Raw genomic sequence first — 16,777 nt, 5'->3', positions numbered from 1 at the left:
CAAATTTAATACGTATTAAATTTGTTACTTTAGACCTTTTAGTCTTTGGATAGCTTCAACATCTTGATCAATCTTATCCATTTGTCGAATCATGTTTGAAATATATTCACTGCTTTCACGCACCTCATCACCAGCAGAAATGGATGATTTTACTAATATATCAATCTCTGAGCTTAGCATATTGTTACTTTCAGAAATGCGCTCTAAAAATGTCTCGGTATGTGAAATTGCAGATTGAATAGAGCCAATTGAGCTGGTTACGGCATTAATGGTATCGCCTGTTTTATTAAGACTATCTTGCGTAGTATGAGACAGCTGTCTAACCTCATCGGCAACAACCGCAAAGCCTCGACCCGCATCACCCGCCCTAGCCGCTTCAATCGCAGCATTTAATGCTAACAAATTGGTCTGATCGGCAATACCAGAAATAACACTTAAAATATCCAAAACTTCTTCAGAGTTATGTCGCAACTCATTAACCTTTGTGTGCAGCTGATGACGCTCTCCAGATTGTTGAGCAATATCGTTAGAAAAACCCGAGAATTTTTGCTGTACATCCGACAGTATTGTTCCAGTTTTATCTGCGTATTGAGAGACATTGTCAAAAATTCCGGTAACTCGCTGAAGCACATCTCGATACTCGTTAATATAATTAATCAAAGTATTTTGCAGGCTTGATATTCGTTCCATGCTATTGATTTTACTAATAAAATAATATTCTCTGAAATTCGCATAATGAATTGGGAAATTGTCAGCAAAATCGTCTGAAAAACTGCTGCCACTCTCTACTTGAAAAAAGAATAACGCAGTTAATGTTTGATTCATGTGAACGCCAAGCAACTCACCAAACGTAGAAAAACCGGCGACAGGGATATCGCTAAATTCTTTTAGCGAATTTAACTTATCTGCATTATTTAATCGTCTCAAAATACAGTCGTTTGCGATCATCGCCAAAGGCTTACCCGGCTTGCTGTTCATCATTTTCTGATAAGCATTATGGGTAGACTGAACAAAATCTTTGGCTCGGACTAAGATTAATTCGTCACCCATTTGTAAATCGCAGAAAAAACTAATCGTTTTATTTTCTATGTCTATATTAGAGACTGACCGTATAAATAGCTCATTATTGATATTAATGGCAAACGAGCTTTTACCCAAGGTTGCAGCCAAGTTTTGCGGCGTGCAATTTAGATATTCACACAAGGTATCGACCGGATTAACAATTTCCATTGTCTGAGGTTTGATAATGCTGTGTACTGTTCTCGTATGTACGTCGGATTCTGCAATGGTAAGATGAAAAGGCGTAGCTTCGAAATTATGAGATTTTAGCAAACTGTAACGAATATTTTTTGCCAACTTCACAAAGATCATCACTGCTTGGTTATGGGCTGTTTTATTACCGTCATAAACATACGCTTTTTGGAAGTCTAACTTACCACCGGCGGAGCCACCTATAAAATAACAAGGAAAACGATTGCTGGCATACAAACCGCGCATAAAGAAGCTTTCACTGGCTGAAAGCCCATCAAAGAACGTAATGGCTAAGCAATCTTGATAATTTACTTTAAAAGGTACATCTAGGCGTAAAAACTCAGATTTTATTTTATTAATTCGTTCTTCGGGCGATAATTTAATATTTCCCGAACGGATATCTTCGCAATGTAAAGGCACAGTTTTAATAGCAACCTTATCGAAAATAGCGCTACTAAAACTTTGCACAACGATATTATCCCAACTCGAATCTGCTCGATGATACAGATTAGAATCACAAGAACTCAATTCGCCGGCGGTCATCACACCAACCACATTTCTTGCAAAAGGCATTGCAGACTTCAACCGTTGTATGGTTTGCTCAAAATCCAGATGCGGTGAGACAAAAGCAATGACTAAACTGCATTCATGAGGAGCGTGATCTAAGCTCGCTAGCTTTTGTGAGGAAATTTGACCAGAGGCTAAACTCAACACCTTGACGGGTTCGACGAGCACGCCTTGTTTCTTAACGGTTAGATCAGAGTTTTTACCAAAGCCAAACCAACCCATGTGGATATCCTGATGCGAAGAATTAAATGTTGAATTTTATTTCGGCTGAACACAGGATAACTATAGACATTGGGTAAGAATTTGCAGAGATTTTACCTTAAAATTACATGTACGCTAGAGCGCTATTGCTAACTATAGCATTTAAATAATGCATTTTTACGCACATACCATCCCACATAGAAAACAGTATTGTGAAGTAAAACCAGAGTTTAGTCAGTAAACCTATTAAAGGAAACTCGGATTAACCTAGAGTTTCTCGCGACACAAGGATGTGTCGCCAATTTCAAGAACGGTAAGTGATTGAAATTGTGAAGAAATTGGAAATCGCATTTTCAATTTCTGTCCTCTGATTAAATCATAGATGAGTTAATCAGAAGTTCCTAAAGTTAAAGACGTTTGAGATCTTAAAAAACCATCTCGCTAAAACAGGTATTTTAGCAATATTAATTAGAATATCATTTTATGCAATTAAAACTGAATCAATAAGGCTGTTGTTGCTGCTGTAATTACCGCCCTACTTCAGCCTCACGGGCCGTGGTTGCTATTGAAGAATATTAGCAATTAGTTTTCTTTAAATTTCTAATATTATCGACTCATTGTATTAATTACCTAGGAACACCACTATGAAAGCGAAAATCGTCATCTTCCGATAAAATCAATTCAGCTTCTAATTGCCCAAATTTTTCAATTCTTTCATCAATTAATTTTTGCTCTTTCTTTGATGTAGCCGCGACCTTGCGAGCCAAGGCTAGATAATCTTCGTAATGGCGCGCTTCCGATTTTAATAAACGCAAATAAAAGGTTTTTAAGTCTTCATCAAGTAACGGAGCCAATGAAGCAAAACGTTCACAGGAACGTGCTTCAATGTAGGCGCCAACAATTAATTTATCAATCATTGCCGCAGGCTCATGGGTGCGAACTTCTTGCAATAATCCTCGCGCGTAACGAGAGGCAGAAATTTCTTCGTAAATAATTTCTCGACTTTGAATAATATCCAGTACCTGCTCAAAATGCTGAAGCTCTTCTTTGACTAGCGCAACCATTTTTTTGACAATATCGGCATTAAGTTCGTCGTCGTTTTTTAGTTCTAACTCAATATTAAATGTGTCTTGCTTGGATGTATGGTTATTGAAGTCTTGACGAAAATACACAAAGTTTTCGTAGGGTTTTACCCATGCTTCAATCTGTCGTTTACCTTCTTCAGAAAGCGCGTAGCGCCGCATCATTAACATGCCGGTTTGGGCGGCTTTTAACTCGCACTTACAGTGATCAATCAGCAATACTGGTAAATTTTCAGGTTTTGCAGCTTCCTCAAGCCATCGCTTAGGTGTCTCACACTTTAAGAAACGATGAATAGGTTCGAGTAACGCTAGGAAACGAGGATGAATCGCTGTCGTTGGTGTTTGAAGGTTGGAGCTCATAATCATAAAAAATAATCAGATTTTAACATTAAATATTCCAGCAACATTTTAACTACTGTTAAAGCACATCGTTATCGTGTGCTTAAAAAAGATTATTTTTTAATGAGTACATTAATTAATCTGAACAGAATTGTCACAAATGTAAAAATCAAAGCCTAATTGATAGCGCTTATCAGTTAGACTGAAGGCTGAAAGTATCGATCAAAGTGAGCGCATGATAGCAAATAAAAGTCTTGATCAATAAATTTGCGAATATCGACCAAAGTGCAATTCCTAAATTCAGGTAAAACTTTTATACCGTAGTCTTCGGGGAATAGAATTTGACTAGCGCCTGCTTTTAGCAACGCAAAAACCCAACAATAAGGGTTTTGCTGCATGTCATAGTTAATTTGTTGATGCCTCATTTGAGACACTAGAAGATTTTGATTGACGATTTCGATTTTGTTGGCCACAGTTTGAGCAAGAAATTTCTCAAGCCTTGCGATTATTATCCGCTGTTGTTCTTCCGTATATGAATTCCACTCGATAACTTCGTGATGAAATCTTTTACATCCGCGGCAAACTTCGTCACCAATTCCTGTAGAACATATACCAACACACGGTGTGCGCACGGGTGTAAACACCATTTATTTAGGATCTCCTTGGTTTAACGAGTAAGATTCGAATCGATAAATCAGATCTTTTATGATCAACTTGAGCAGTTTCTATTCGTTAGCAATTTGCAATTGCTAACTTTGACAGACGCTGGAGTCTACAAAGGCCGCCAAATTCTTAACAGTTTAGTGGAATTCTTGTAGAATTGTCGCCCCGATTGACCGGCGGATTTGTGAACAGCATCTAGATGACTGCGTTTATCCGGTGTTTTCACACTGTCGAGCAGTCGATCCATGTGTGTCATGGATAGCCTCCGGCAGCAGAGATCCTGTAGTCAGGAGTAACCCATATTAAAAGAGGATATCAACCGTGCTTGAAGCTTACCGTAAACACGTAGAGGAGCGCGCTGCTGAAGGCGTACCTCCAAAGCCACTAAACGCCGAGCAAGTTGCCGGACTTGTTGAGTTGCTAAAAAATCCACCTGCAGGTGAGGAAGAAACCCTCGTCGATTTGATTACAAATCGCGTACCTCCTGGTGTTGACGAAGCGGCCTACGTAAAAGCTGGATTCTTGTCTGCCATCGTAAAAGGTGAAGCAACAAGCCCACTAATCTCAAAAGAATACGCTGTTAAATTGCTGGGCAACATGCACGGTGGTTACAACATCGAAACTCTTGTTGAGTTACTCGACGACGCAGAGCTAGCAACATTAGCTGCTGAAGAATTAAAACACACCCTATTAATGTTTGATGCTTTCCACGATGTAGAAGAAAAAGCGAAAGCTGGCAATGAAAACGCGAAAGCTGTTATGCAATCTTGGGCCGATGCAGAATGGTTTACCAATCGCGACAAAGTTGCCGAGAGCATCAAAATGGTTGTTTTCAAAGTAACCGGCGAAACCAACACTGACGACCTTTCTCCTGCACCAGACGCATGGAGCCGTCCAGACATCCCTCTTCACGCGCGCGCTGCGTACAAAATGACTCGCGAAGGTCTTGAGCCTGAAGAGCACGGCGTAACTGGCCCAATGAAGCAAATCGAAGACATCAAAGCAAAAGGTTTTCCTGTTGCATTCGTTGGTGATGTAGTTGGTACCGGTTCTTCACGTAAATCAGCAACAAACTCAGTACTCTGGTTCTTCGGTGACGATATCCCAGGTGTACCTAACAAGCGTGCTGGCGGTGTTTGTATCGGTAGTAAAGTCGCTCCTATTTTCTTCAATACCATGGAAGATGCTGGCGCGCTGGTATTCGAAGCTCCTGTTGATGAGCTAAACATGGGTGACGTGATTGAAATTCGCCCATACGACGGCAAAATTTTGTCTGAAGACGGTACCGTTCTTAGCGAATTTGCGTTCAAGTCAGACGTGATTCTTGATGAAGTTCAAGCTGGTGGTCGTATTAACCTGATCATTGGCCGTGGCTTAACCACTAAAGCACGTGAATCTCTAGGTTTACCGGTAACTGACATTTTCCGTGTACCAGCAGCCCCTGTTGATTCTGGCAAAGGCTTCTCTCTTGCGCAGAAAATGGTCGGTCGCGCTTGTGGTTTACCAGAAGGTCAAGGCATTCGCCCAGGAACCTACTGTGAACCTAAGATGACTACCGTTGGTTCACAAGACACCACTGGTCCTATGACTCGTGATGAGCTAAAAGACCTTGCGTGTTTAGGTTTCTCTGCTGACCTAACTATGCAGTCTTTCTGTCACACCGCCGCTTATCCAAAACCAGTTGATATCGATACTCAACACACCCTTCCTGATTTCATCATGACCCGTGGTGGTGTATCTCTACGTCCAGGCGACGGTATCATCCACTCTTGGTTAAACCGTATGTTGCTTCCTGATACCGTTGGTACCGGTGGTGACTCTCATACTCGTTTCCCAATGGGTATCTCCTTCCCAGCTGGTTCTGGTCTTGTAGCGTTCGCAGCTGCAACCGGTGTTATGCCATTGGATATGCCTGAATCTGTATTGGTTCGCTTCAAAGGTGAAAGACAACCTGGCATCACTCTTCGTGACCTTGTACACGCTATCCCTTACTACGCTATCCAAGAAGGTCTTTTGACTGTTGAGAAGAAAGGTAAGAAAAACATCTTCTCTGGTCGTGTATTAGAAATTGAAGGCCTTAAAGGTTTGACCGTTGAGCAAGCGTTTGAGCTTTCTGATGCGTCTGCTGAGCGTTCTGCGGCAGGTTGTACCATCGAGCTAGAAGAAGCGGCGATCAAAGAGTACTTAACCTCTAACATCACCCTACTTCGCTCTATGATTGCTGATGGTTACGGTGATCCACGTACTCTTGAGCGTCGTGCACGTAAAATGGAAGAGTGGCTAGCTAACCCATCACAATTGAAAGGTGACGCCGACGCAGAATACGCTGCTGTTATCGAAATCGATCTGAGTGAAATTAAAGAACCTATCGTTTGTTGTCCAAACGACCCAGACGATGCCAAATTGTTGTCTGAAGTTGCGGGCGACGCAGTTAACGAAGTGTTTATTGGTTCTTGTATGACCAACATCGGTCACTTCCGTGCAGCCGGTAAACTTCTAGAGCAACACAAAGGTGCCATGAGCACTCGTATGTGGATCTCTCCTCCAACCAAAATGGATGAACACATTTTGATGGAAGAAGGTTACTACAACATTTTCGGCCGTGCTGGAGCACGTACTGAAATGCCAGGATGTTCATTGTGTATGGGTAACCAAGCACGTGTAGCGCCAAACTCTACCGTTCTTTCTACCTCTACCCGTAACTTCCCTAACCGTTTGGGCGATGGTGCTAACGTTTACCTAACCTCTGCCGAACTTGCTTCTGTTGGTGCGATTTTAGGTAAATTACCAACTCCTGCTGAATATATGGAATTTGCTAAGAATTTGGATTCAATGTCTGACGAAATCTATCGTTACATGAACTTCAACCAAATTTCTGAATTCCAAAAGAACGCAGAAGAAGGCAAGCGTATCGCTGCCACACAAATCGATGAAGTTCGCGTATAAGAACTGAATCAATAAAAAAGGCGACCATTTGGTCGCCTTTTTTGTTTATACAACGTTAGTTATAAAAATGTTACCAATAGAAGTACAACTTTTAAAAATTAGAGACTTTATTGGTGTCGGTACGAGGTGCACGTAAAGTTTTGATGATATCTAAGTGACTCATACCGCGGAAATCGATTGGCACACCAGCAACACGCTGGTTCTTTGCGGCAAGTAACTCTTCGTGTGATTTCTGTTTGGTTTGCAGAAATACCTCTAAAAAGTAATCGACCTCACGTAAACCACACTCTTCAATTTGCTCTTCCAAATTATTAACGGTAAGAATGTATTCCTCATTACCATTTGCGAGCTCGGCTTTAGCCTTAATGTACGCTGATAGATTGTCAGCCGCTTTTAGAAACTTTTTCTCGTCTTCGCTGATACCATTACCACAAATAAGCGGACGAAACCGCTCTTGTAGCTCTTTGGGCAGCATAGCCACTAAAGAGTCTTCAGCATCTTTCTCTATCGCCTTATAGGCCCTTTCAATATCTTTTGAGTAATACTTTATAGGTGTTGGCAAGTCACCGGTGATTGCCTCTGCGCAATCGTGATACAACGCCAAGGTAGATAACCGGTCAGCATTAATATTGCCACCGAACAACTGGTTGTTAATACAGCCTAAAATATGGGCTATAACACCAACCTCCCAGCTGTGTTCCATCACAGTTTCTTTTAAAGTGTTACGTTTTAAGCTCCAACGCTGAATCCAGCGCAACCGACTTATAGTCGAAAAAAAGCCACTCACACCAAAACCTCCGTCAAAATAATTACGTATTTTATGCAGGGATATGTACGCAAGAAATCAGCCATGAATATACAATTAATTTTTGATCATAAACACTGCTTAGGAACATAGTGAGTCATAATTTTACGAGTTTCAAATTCTAAATCAAAAAAACCTGTAGCTTTTTAGGCTACATTCGAATTCTGTGATCAAGCACTCGTTCAACTGGTAGCTAGCCACAACAACATACAGGTTAAACACCCTACATATAGTATGACTCTAAAAAACATGCCTGAAAACACGACATATAAATTTGACACTCTACTGCGCTATAAGCTCATTGAAATCATTTCATTATGGGAAGGACGCTTAACTACCAATCATTTGTGTCAGACTTTTGGCATAGGAAGACAACAAGCGTCTAAAGAAATTAACACCTACGTCAAGAACATCGCTCCACGTAATCTAGAATACGATTCTTCGTTAAAAGGTTATAAAATTACTAAACATTTTCAGCCCTTGTTCAGCCAAGCCGTTGTTGAAGAATATCTTAACTATTTAAGTGAATTGGGTTTAGGTGAAAGTTTAATAAAACATTCATATGATCAAAATCATCTTTTAAATTTTGAAATTATTAAGCAACCCTCTAGAAATATTTCTCCCGTTATTCTTTCTGGATTAATTAGAGCGATTCGTGAGAAAAAAAGAATAGAACTCGGATACATTTCATTAAGCAACCCCAAGATTGAAGATCGAATTATTGAACCGCACTGCTTAGTGAATACTGGCCCTAGATGGCATATACGTGCCTATTGTGAAAAAAACAGAGATTTTAGAGATTTTGTATTAAGCAGATTTCGAGGAGAAGTTGATGTATTAGATGACGCTTTAGTTTCTAGCTCAGACGATGAGTCGTGGCATACTGAAATTAAAATTAAATTAATTCCCGATACTAGGCTTAGCAGCCAGCAACGTAAAATCATTGCCCAAGATTACAATATGACTCGCAACAAATTAATTATTAAAACCCGAGCAGCATTGGTTTATTACGTATTAAAGCAGTACCAGATTGATCCAAAAAAAATCGAAGTAAAGCCAGAGGCGCAACAATTAATGATAGAAAATATTAATGAGCTAGAAAAATGGTTTTATTAAAAACAAACTCTATACATTCGCGCTAATTTAAGTTGATTGAACTCCAAGTTCTTTATCTAAAAGATTTTCGACAATCAATCTTACATTAGCGCCCGGCCATTGTTGCTCGGAGAAAGTCACTTTAGATAAAACACAACCTTCAAACAATAAAACCAAGGTGTTTGCCAAAATTTTAGGGTCTTTGGCACCCGCCGATTTTGACAATTCGAATAAAATATCCCGAAACGATTCTCTGATCTGAAAAATTGGTTCTAGAGCCGGATGAAATTGCCCTCTAAGCTCGATCGCAATATTCGCAGACGGGCAGCCATGACAAGTCTCTTCTTTAGGACGCTCGGCGAAATTGGCAAAAATAGCCACAATTGCAGCGCGGGCATTGGTATCGTTTTCAGAAAGTATACGATTAAGCTCAAATTCAAATCTAGAGTTTAATTGTTTAATGTACTCAACAACCAGTTCGTCCTTAGACTGAAAATTCCTATACAAGCTCATTTTATTAGTCTGAGCTTCTTCAACGATTGTATCGATAGCGACATTATGAACGCCCTGCCGATAAAACAGCTCAGCCGCGGCTTCAAAAATGCGGTCTCGTACACGAATTTTCGGAGACTTGTCTTTACAAGCTTTATTATTAGATTCAGTCATAAAATCTCTTGACGAACAATGTTACTCATCAGTAACATAACAAAATGTTACTCCATAGTAACATTTTTCAAAAACGTAAAGATAGAGGCAAATTGAGATTAAGAAATCTTAATTCAATGATCAAATTCACTAAATAACATTGCCGGCAAAGTGTAACTATTATCTACTGCTTACGTTAAAGCATTCCGTTAGATAAGCTTATTAATTTTAAAAGGTCTTGTTTTTAGAACAAACGCTTGGATTTGTTAAATTGCTACATACAACATTTTCTAATGTAGGCAATATAAAAAATATATTAAATTATTTTAATGTAGCTTTGCCCAAAGTCCGTATGTAGATTTTTAAAAATACGCTTTCTAAAAAGTAATTTTATCTGATCTGTTTTTTAGTACAAAAATTCGAGAAAATAGTCGAATTCGCCCGCGATCACCTTAATAAGTTTGAACGAGTACAGAGAATACTCGATCACATTTTAATCTTAGGCTGTTATCTTTTACAGCACTTTCAATTTAAGAACTTACACTAAATTAAGAGTAACCGAGCTCAAGGTAACAAGCTTATGTCCGCTCAGGATCAAATTTCACAGACATTCCTACCACGTCTTTCATTGCGCAAAAAATCTCTCAATAGCGTTGCTGTTGCTGTATTTAGCTGTTTATTGCTCAACGCATGTAGCGATGCTCAAAGTGAAACAACCCCACAATCTGCACCGGCCTTACCTGTTGTTAATGTCGATACTATTGAATATGAGTACGTCTCTGATTGGTCGGTTTACACCGGTGAATTTCAAGCAATAGAAACAGTTCAACTGCGTCCACGAGTTGATGGCTACATCAACAAAGTTACCTTTGAAGAAGGCAGTATCGTTGCTAAAGGTGATGTGTTGTTTGAAATAGACCCAGATCCCTATCAACTCGAATTAGAACGTGCTCAAGCGGCGGTAACCAGAGCAGAAGCTCAGGTGCAGCTGGCAAAAGCCGAGTTAAAACGCAGTGAAAGACTTGTCAAAGGCCAGGCTGTATCCGAAGAAGAATACGGTCGACGTTTGGCGCAAAGCCAAACTGCTGAAGCAGAATATCAGGGTGCGATAGCGCAACTGCATGAAGCCGAGTTAAATATGGGCTATACCCAAGTTAAAGCGCCTATATCTGGTGTTATTTCCCGAGCAAACATCACAGCCGGTAACTACGTTACTGCTGGCTCAACGGTGCTGACTTCTATCGTTTCTCGCGATCCAATGTATGTTGTCTTTGATACCGACGAACATACCTACATCAACTCTATTAGCCGTCTCTTTACCAACAACAACGTGTTTGAGTCAGAAAAATCCACTTCTATTTTTGTGGGTTTTGCCGGTGATGAACAATATCCAATAAGGGCCCAATTGAATTTTATCGACAATCAATTAAATGCAGGTACCGGGACAATTCGAATTAGAGCCTTAGTAGACAATCCTAACGGTGTTATTTTACCGGGCATGGTTGCACGCGTAAAAATGCAAGTAACTGAAGAATATGAGGCTGCTCTAATTGAGGACTCCGCAATTTCAACTGATCAAGATAAAAAATATGTTTTAGTTGTAAACAATAAAGGAGTTATCGAATACCGCCCAGTAAAATTAGGTGGCTTGCATGATGGTAAACGAATTATTCGTGACGGTTTAACGCCCGGTGATGCTGTTGTTATAGGCGCAGGCTTAAGAATTCGCCCAGGAATGATGGTAGATACCAAAGAAATTGCTGAGACAAGCGCAGAGAAAAAACCCACTCCTCTAGCAAAACACTAATCTAGCGAAAAAATAGAAAGAGGCTTAACTTCTTTCTATTTTTTAAATCATATATTTTTTGAAAAATTTGTATTTTTACAAGCTTATATTTTTTGAAACTTGGTTTTCGAAATTTCGGTTTTACCATTTTTTTTCGCGTTAATTAAAGTCCGCCGTTAATAAAATTACGTTAATTCATTACGTTATTTGAATGTAATTGCAAACCACCAGACTATGTGCATTTTATGAACTTTACTCACTTTTTTATCGAAAGACCTATCTTTGCTGGTGTTTTATCGATACTTATTTTCTTGTCGGGTGCAATTGCAATATTTGAATTGCCAATTGCCGAGTATCCCGAAGTTAGTCCGCCAACCATTGTTATTTCTGCTCGCTATCCCGGTGCAAATCCAGATGTTATTGCGCGCACGGTCGCAGCACCTATTGAACAAGAACTTTCCGGAGTCGAGGGTCTTACTTATATCGACTCTAAGGCTCAACAAGATGGCACTCTGCAAATTTCGGTTGTATTTGACCTTGGCGAAGACATCGATCGCGCGCAAGTTCAAGTACAAAACAGAATTGCCCAAGCCCTGCCCAGATTACCGGCCGAAGTACGAGCCCAAGGCGTTACCGCCAATAAAAGCTCACCCGATTTAACCTTGGTGGTGCACTTATATTCACCTGATGGACGCTACGACGGCCTTTATTTACGCAACTATGCTCTTATCCAAGTAAGAGATACCCTACTTCGGTTACCGGGTGCAGGTGAAGTTCGTATTTTTGGCGCCGGTGATTACGCAATGCGTGTCTGGTTAGATCCTCACAAAATGGCCTCTCGCGAACTTGCAGTCAGCGATGTTATTGGTGCCCTACAAGAACAAAACGTGCAGGTGGCGGCTGGTTCTGTTGGCGCATCACCCATGAGCAGCTCGGCTCAATTTCAGCTTGCCATCAACTCCCAAGGTCGCCTTAAGTCAGAGCAAGAGTTCGAACAGGTTATTGTCAAAGTCTCTCCAGACGGACAAATTACCTATTTAAAAGATGTTGGACGCGTAGAACTTGGCGCCAGCGAATACGCATTACGCAGCTTCTTAGATAATCAGTCTGCGGTTGCTCTACCCGTGTTTTTATTACCCGGTGCTAACGCATTAGAGCTTGCCAGCAGTGTTCGCTCGACCATGGCTGAGCTAAAAACCCGATTTCCAGATGGCATAGATTATTCGATTGTTTACGACCCAACCGTATTCGTTAAAGATTCAATCAAATCCGTAATCAATACCCTTCTAGAAGCTACTCTGTTAGTGGTAATTGTAGTCTTGCTGTTCTTACAAACTTGGCGCGCGGCGTTAATTCCAATTATTGCTGTTCCTGTATCTATTGTTGGTACCATGGCGGCATTAATGGCATTTGGCTTCTCAATTAATACGCTAACGTTATTGGGATTAGTTTTAGCCGTGGGAATTGTGGTCGATGACGCAATTGTTGTGGTCGAAAACGTCGAACGCGGTATTAGTGAAGGATTAACGCCAAAACAGGCGGCGCACCGTTCCATGGATGAAGTAGCCGGTCCTATTGTGGCGATTTCACTGGTACTCTGCGCAGTATTTATTCCACCCGCCTTAGTTGGCGGCTTTAATGGTGCCTTTTACCAGCAGTTTTCGCTAACCATTGCCTTTGCAGCGGTATTATCGGGCATTAATTCACTAACGCTATCTCCTGCACTGTGTGCGGTAATTTTACGAGATCATCGTGAAAAGCCTGATTTAATTCAGCGCGGCATTAATGGTGGTTTAAATTGGTTCTTTGTTCCTTTTAACAAATTCTTCCTTAAGTCTTCTGAAGGTTATCTGAACTTAATTAAGCGAACGTTCCGCATCAGCATTGTAATGCTCGTGGTTTATGTTGGCTTAGTCGGACTTGCAGGATTTGGATTTACTCAAGCACCGAAAGGATTTGTTCCTGAACAAGATAAAGGCTATTTAATCAGTATTATCGCTCTACCTCCCGGCGCCTCTATTGAGCGAACCGAAGAAATTGTGCGACAAGTTGGTGAAATCGCCCTGAGTACTCCCGGCGTGAAAAACGCGGTTCAGTTTCCCGGCCTTTCTGTAAACGGATTTACACGTACATCAAACAGCGCCATTGTTTTCTTACCACTGAATTCTTTTGAAGACAGACCACCTGAGCAGACCGGACAAGCGTTAGCAAATACTCTAAATCGCAAAATGTCTGCGGTTGAAGGTGCTTTTGTCTTTGTGGCAGCGGCACCGCCCATTCGAGGATTCGGCCCCGCTGGTGGTTTCAAATTACAAATTGAAGATCGCCTTGATCTCGGTGCGGATAAACTCTACCAAATCACCCAAGAGTTTCTGGCTAAAACTCGGGAGAGACCTGAAATCGTTGCTGGCTTTACCAGTTACGAAATTAACTCGCCTCAAATATTGGCCGATGTTGACCGTGAAAAAGCCAAACGGATGGGAATTGATCTACAAGACCTATTCTTAACTCTGCAAACCTATCTAGGCTCATTTTACGTTAACGACTTTAATCAATTTGGTAGAACCTACCGAGTAATTGTTCAAGCCGATCAACGTTTTAGATCACAACCCGAAGATGCACTGATTCTTCAAACACGCAACAATCTTGGCGAGATGGTGCCTGTGGGTTCGGTGGTAGAATTAAAACCTAGCTATGGTGCTAACACGGTACAAAGATACAACGGCTACCCCAGTGCAGACATTAACGGAAAACCAGCGCCAGGCTTCAGTTCAGGCCAAGCAATCGCCGCAATGGAAGAAATCGCCAAAGAAGTATTACCACCGGGAGTAACCTATAGCTGGACGGAAATTTCATACCAGCAAGTGAACGCTTCCGGCAGTTTGGCACCCATTATGGCGCTCATTGTACTGCTAATATTCTTAGTGTTAGCAGCTCAATATGAAAGCTTAAACCTGCCTCTTGTGGTTATTTTGATCGTCCCCATGTGCCTATTAAGCGCGGTTGCCGGGTTGATATTAACCAATTCGGAAGTGAACATCTTCACACAAGTAGGACTGTTTGTGCTGGTTGCCTTAGCGGCTAAAAATGCCATTTTAATTGTTGAGTTTGCCAAAGAACAATTAGAGGAAGGGAAAAGTGTTCGCGAAGCCGCGCTGGAGTCATGTCGATTACGTTTAAGACCAATCATTATGACTTCGTTTGCGTTTATTTTTGGCGTATTACCTTTAATGCTTGCGTCTGGAGCGGGAGCGGAAATCCGACAAGCATTGGGAATTACCGTGTTCTTCGGAATGATTGGCGTAACGTTTTTCGGCCTGATATTCACACCAATATTTTTTATGGTATTTCAGACGATGGTGCAAAAGTTTTCTAAACCCAAGAATGTGGTTTATGTCGAACAAAAAACTACAACTCCATAGATAATTCACCAAGCCCCAGTACCCTCACGTATCAATGTGAGGGTACTCATTCCATCCTCTACTCAAGTAACTCCTAAACAAATTACTGACAAATTCTCACCGAACTCTGTGTTAACCCCCACGTACAATTCCCTGTTAAGTTAAGTCTGCATTAAACTTTATATCCGTTACTCCGCCTATTTATGTTGCATCTGTGTGACATTGAAGGCTCCTCAACATAAAGGCTATTGGCGGTTTACTCTTTTTTACCGACGACAAATGTCAAATTAACGGCTTCCACTTCACATTAATCTTTTGAAATTTGTCACATTAGAGTAGTATCTAATCAAGACTGCGCAAAAGTAGCAACTTACTCCTCGATTAATCATACTTCTATATGTATTCAAGATCTTCGATAAAGCCAGTCTATAAGTTTCTGTTCAACCAGGTTCAGATTAACGACTATTCAATGTTCGTATTTTGCACGGCGTTAGTTATTAGGGAGAATTATCAATGCTTGCAACTATCAACCACAATGAAATGCTGCCACTAACGCGATTACGTGAGCTTGCAGACTCAGAAGCTGAAGCCTATCAAACCGCCGCACCATTTGCGCACGGCGTTTATGACAATGTTTTTTCACCAGAACTTTTAGATGCCGTTATCGAAGAGTTTGAAGAAGGTGAAAAACAATGGCGTCAGTTCGAATCAAAATACGAAAAAAAGCTGCAAATGAATCAGGACGAATTTATGCAGCCTATTACCAGAGCATTTATTCATAATCTCAATTCAGAGCCTTTTCTTAGATTTCTCGAAAAATTAACCGGTATTGAAGGATTAATTCCCGACCCTTACTTGGTCGGTGCTGGTCTGCATAAAATACCACCAGGCGGAAAACTCGGCGTTCACGTTGACTTCAACAAGCATTCACACATGGATGTTGTACGCCGAATTAATGTTCTAATTTATTTAAATAAAAATTGGAAAGAAGAATACGGCGGTTACTTTGAACTTTGGGACGAGAAGAAAAGCGGTTGTCAGAAAAAAATTCTACCGGTTTTTAATCGTATGGCTATTTTCAGCACCACTGCCACCAGTTTTCATGGTCATCCAGAACCACTTACCTGCCCCGAAGACCGCTGCAGAATTTCTTTAGCTTTGTATTACTACACTTCTGCTCGTGGCGAGCAGCAAGCAAAGGCACACAGCACTCAGTTTTTGAACGAAGACGGCAAGCGTGAAGAATTAAAATTTGAAAATAGTTTTATGGATAAAATAAAACGCAAATTAGGTTTTCACTAAACAAAGGCGAGTTTACTCGCCTTTTTTATTGTCTGAAAACACGAACACTAGAAAGATTACTCTTCTCGAATCAGCTCTCGGTTTGATTCAACAAATTGACTCAAACCATCGTATATTGTCTTTACTAAATTAATTGTAATAATTAATTTTTTATCAACACTCTTGGTTTCACCAATCTCTTCAAACAATGGAATTAACGTAGATTGGCTATCGGAATTAGCCTTAAAACCATGCTCAAAAACGGTTTTATAAGCTTCAGATAAGTATTGCACTAGAGAATTAAACCAAGACCCAGGAGTACTTTTTAGTTGATACAGCTCCGCTAAAATAAAATGCTCTTCTTCACCACTATTCAGATCACAAGACGCATAAAACAACTTATCAACAGACCGTCGGTACGACTCTGGGTCAGCTAAAATTCCTCTGGTTGGTGCCGAGTACACTTCTGCAACAAAAGATTCAAGAGCGATTTTAAGTAAACTTAATACGGCTTCTGTTTTCGCTTGAGTAATTAGTTGACCGTCTGCTTGTATTGCTGACTTACTGACTTCAAGCTCATTAATCAGCAGCTTAGCGAATGAAAGCTTCTGACTAACGACTCTCGAAAATTGATTTGCGCTCAAAATTTTGCTCGAAATAAGATTACGTTTACGATTTTATTTCACTTAAACACGCTTAGGTTAACACCTGAGAT

12 protein-coding genes are annotated in these 16,777 nt (G+C 40.6%); 5 read left to right on the top strand and 7 right to left on the bottom strand.

Annotation, left to right across the window (positions count from 1 at the left end; translation table 11 throughout):
* Window positions 1-24 precede the first annotated feature (24 nt).
* The 4 genes from ACYQ2C_RS14555 to ACYQ2C_RS14540 all read right to left on the bottom strand — a co-directional run bounded on the left by ACYQ2C_RS14555 (window position 25) and on the right by ACYQ2C_RS14540 (window position 4,359).
* Entirely contained in the window at window positions 25-2,040 is a 2,016-nt protein-coding gene (locus ACYQ2C_RS14555) for a methyl-accepting chemotaxis protein (protein WP_460103812.1), read from the bottom strand.
* A 605-nt stretch (window positions 2,041-2,645) separates the two neighbouring features.
* Entirely contained in the window at window positions 2,646-3,467 is an 822-nt protein-coding gene (miaE, locus tag ACYQ2C_RS14550) for a tRNA isopentenyl-2-thiomethyl-A-37 hydroxylase MiaE (protein WP_460103811.1), read from the bottom strand.
* A 170-nt stretch (window positions 3,468-3,637) separates the two neighbouring features.
* On the bottom strand, window positions 3,638-4,087 hold the full coding sequence (locus ACYQ2C_RS14545; RefSeq protein WP_460048003.1) for a DUF1289 domain-containing protein: 450 nt from the start codon (window positions 4,085-4,087) through the stop codon (window positions 3,638-3,640).
* A gap of 125 nt (window positions 4,088-4,212) precedes the next feature.
* Complete coding sequence (locus ACYQ2C_RS14540; protein WP_460048002.1) at window positions 4,213-4,359, bottom strand: hypothetical protein; 147 nt, start codon at window positions 4,357-4,359, stop codon at window positions 4,213-4,215.
* A gap of 65 nt (window positions 4,360-4,424) precedes the next feature.
* Here ACYQ2C_RS14540 and acnB point away from each other — a divergent pair, with 65 nt between their 5' ends.
* Window positions 4,425-7,049, top strand: a complete 2,625-nt coding sequence (acnB, locus tag ACYQ2C_RS14535) for a bifunctional aconitate hydratase 2/2-methylisocitrate dehydratase (RefSeq protein ID WP_460048001.1) — start codon at window positions 4,425-4,427, stop codon at window positions 7,047-7,049.
* Window positions 7,050-7,140: 91 nt separating this feature from the next.
* Here the strand turns inward: acnB and yfbR are convergent, their stop codons facing one another.
* Complete coding sequence (gene yfbR / locus ACYQ2C_RS14530; RefSeq protein ID WP_460048000.1) at window positions 7,141-7,836, bottom strand: 5'-deoxynucleotidase; 696 nt, start codon at window positions 7,834-7,836, stop codon at window positions 7,141-7,143.
* Between the two features lie 267 nt (window positions 7,837-8,103).
* Between yfbR and ACYQ2C_RS14525 the strand changes: the two genes are divergently transcribed.
* Window positions 8,104-8,970, top strand: coding sequence for a helix-turn-helix transcriptional regulator (locus ACYQ2C_RS14525; protein WP_460103809.1), 867 nt, complete (start codon window positions 8,104-8,106; stop codon window positions 8,968-8,970).
* 27 nt (window positions 8,971-8,997) lie between these two features.
* Here the strand turns inward: ACYQ2C_RS14525 and ACYQ2C_RS14520 are convergent, their stop codons facing one another.
* Complete coding sequence (locus ACYQ2C_RS14520; RefSeq protein ID WP_460103808.1) at window positions 8,998-9,615, bottom strand: TetR/AcrR family transcriptional regulator; 618 nt, start codon at window positions 9,613-9,615, stop codon at window positions 8,998-9,000.
* 559 nt (window positions 9,616-10,174) lie between these two features.
* Here ACYQ2C_RS14520 and ACYQ2C_RS14515 point away from each other — a divergent pair.
* From ACYQ2C_RS14515 to ACYQ2C_RS14505, 3 genes are all read left to right on the top strand, one after another.
* A complete protein-coding gene (locus ACYQ2C_RS14515) occupies window positions 10,175-11,401 on the top strand; it encodes an efflux RND transporter periplasmic adaptor subunit (protein ID WP_460103807.1) in 1,227 nt (408 codons plus the stop codon).
* Between the two features lie 224 nt (window positions 11,402-11,625).
* On the top strand, window positions 11,626-14,802 hold the full coding sequence (locus ACYQ2C_RS14510; RefSeq protein ID WP_460103805.1) for an efflux RND transporter permease subunit: 3,177 nt from the start codon (window positions 11,626-11,628) through the stop codon (window positions 14,800-14,802).
* Window positions 14,803-15,294: 492 nt separating this feature from the next.
* Window positions 15,295-16,083 (top strand): 2OG-Fe(II) oxygenase, encoded by a 789-nt coding sequence (locus ACYQ2C_RS14505; RefSeq protein WP_460103804.1) that lies wholly within the window; start codon window positions 15,295-15,297, stop codon window positions 16,081-16,083.
* Between the two features lie 56 nt (window positions 16,084-16,139).
* Here ACYQ2C_RS14505 and ACYQ2C_RS14500 read toward each other — a convergent pair whose 3' ends face one another.
* A complete protein-coding gene (locus ACYQ2C_RS14500; protein ID WP_460103802.1) occupies window positions 16,140-16,706 on the bottom strand; it encodes a DUF6586 family protein in 567 nt (188 codons plus the stop codon).
* Between the last annotated feature and the right edge of the window lie 71 nt (window positions 16,707-16,777).

Source organism: Sessilibacter sp. MAH3, assembly GCF_054658275.1.
Note: the sequence above shows the minus strand (reverse complement) of the source record. Positions and strands in the feature narration are given on the sequence as shown.

Excerpts from the sequence above, each read along its gene's own strand:
- ACYQ2C_RS14555 (WP_460103812.1), bottom strand. The coding sequence starts at position 2,040 with ATGGGTTGGTTTGGCTTTGGTAAAAACTCTGATCTAACCGTTAAGAAA.
- miaE (WP_460103811.1), bottom strand. The coding sequence starts at position 3,467 with ATGATTATGAGCTCCAACCTTCAAACACCAACGACAGCGATTCATCCT.
- ACYQ2C_RS14545 (WP_460048003.1), bottom strand. The coding sequence starts at position 4,087 with ATGGTGTTTACACCCGTGCGCACACCGTGTGTTGGTATATGTTCTACA.
- ACYQ2C_RS14540 (WP_460048002.1), bottom strand. The coding sequence starts at position 4,359 with ATGACACACATGGATCGACTGCTCGACAGTGTGAAAACACCGGATAAA.
- ACYQ2C_RS14525 (WP_460103809.1), top strand. The coding sequence starts at position 8,104 with ATGCCTGAAAACACGACATATAAATTTGACACTCTACTGCGCTATAAG.
- ACYQ2C_RS14520 (WP_460103808.1), bottom strand. The coding sequence starts at position 9,615 with ATGACTGAATCTAATAATAAAGCTTGTAAAGACAAGTCTCCGAAAATT.
- ACYQ2C_RS14515 (WP_460103807.1), top strand. The coding sequence starts at position 10,175 with ATGTCCGCTCAGGATCAAATTTCACAGACATTCCTACCACGTCTTTCA.
- ACYQ2C_RS14510 (WP_460103805.1), top strand. The coding sequence starts at position 11,626 with ATGAACTTTACTCACTTTTTTATCGAAAGACCTATCTTTGCTGGTGTT.
- ACYQ2C_RS14505 (WP_460103804.1), top strand. The coding sequence starts at position 15,295 with ATGCTTGCAACTATCAACCACAATGAAATGCTGCCACTAACGCGATTA.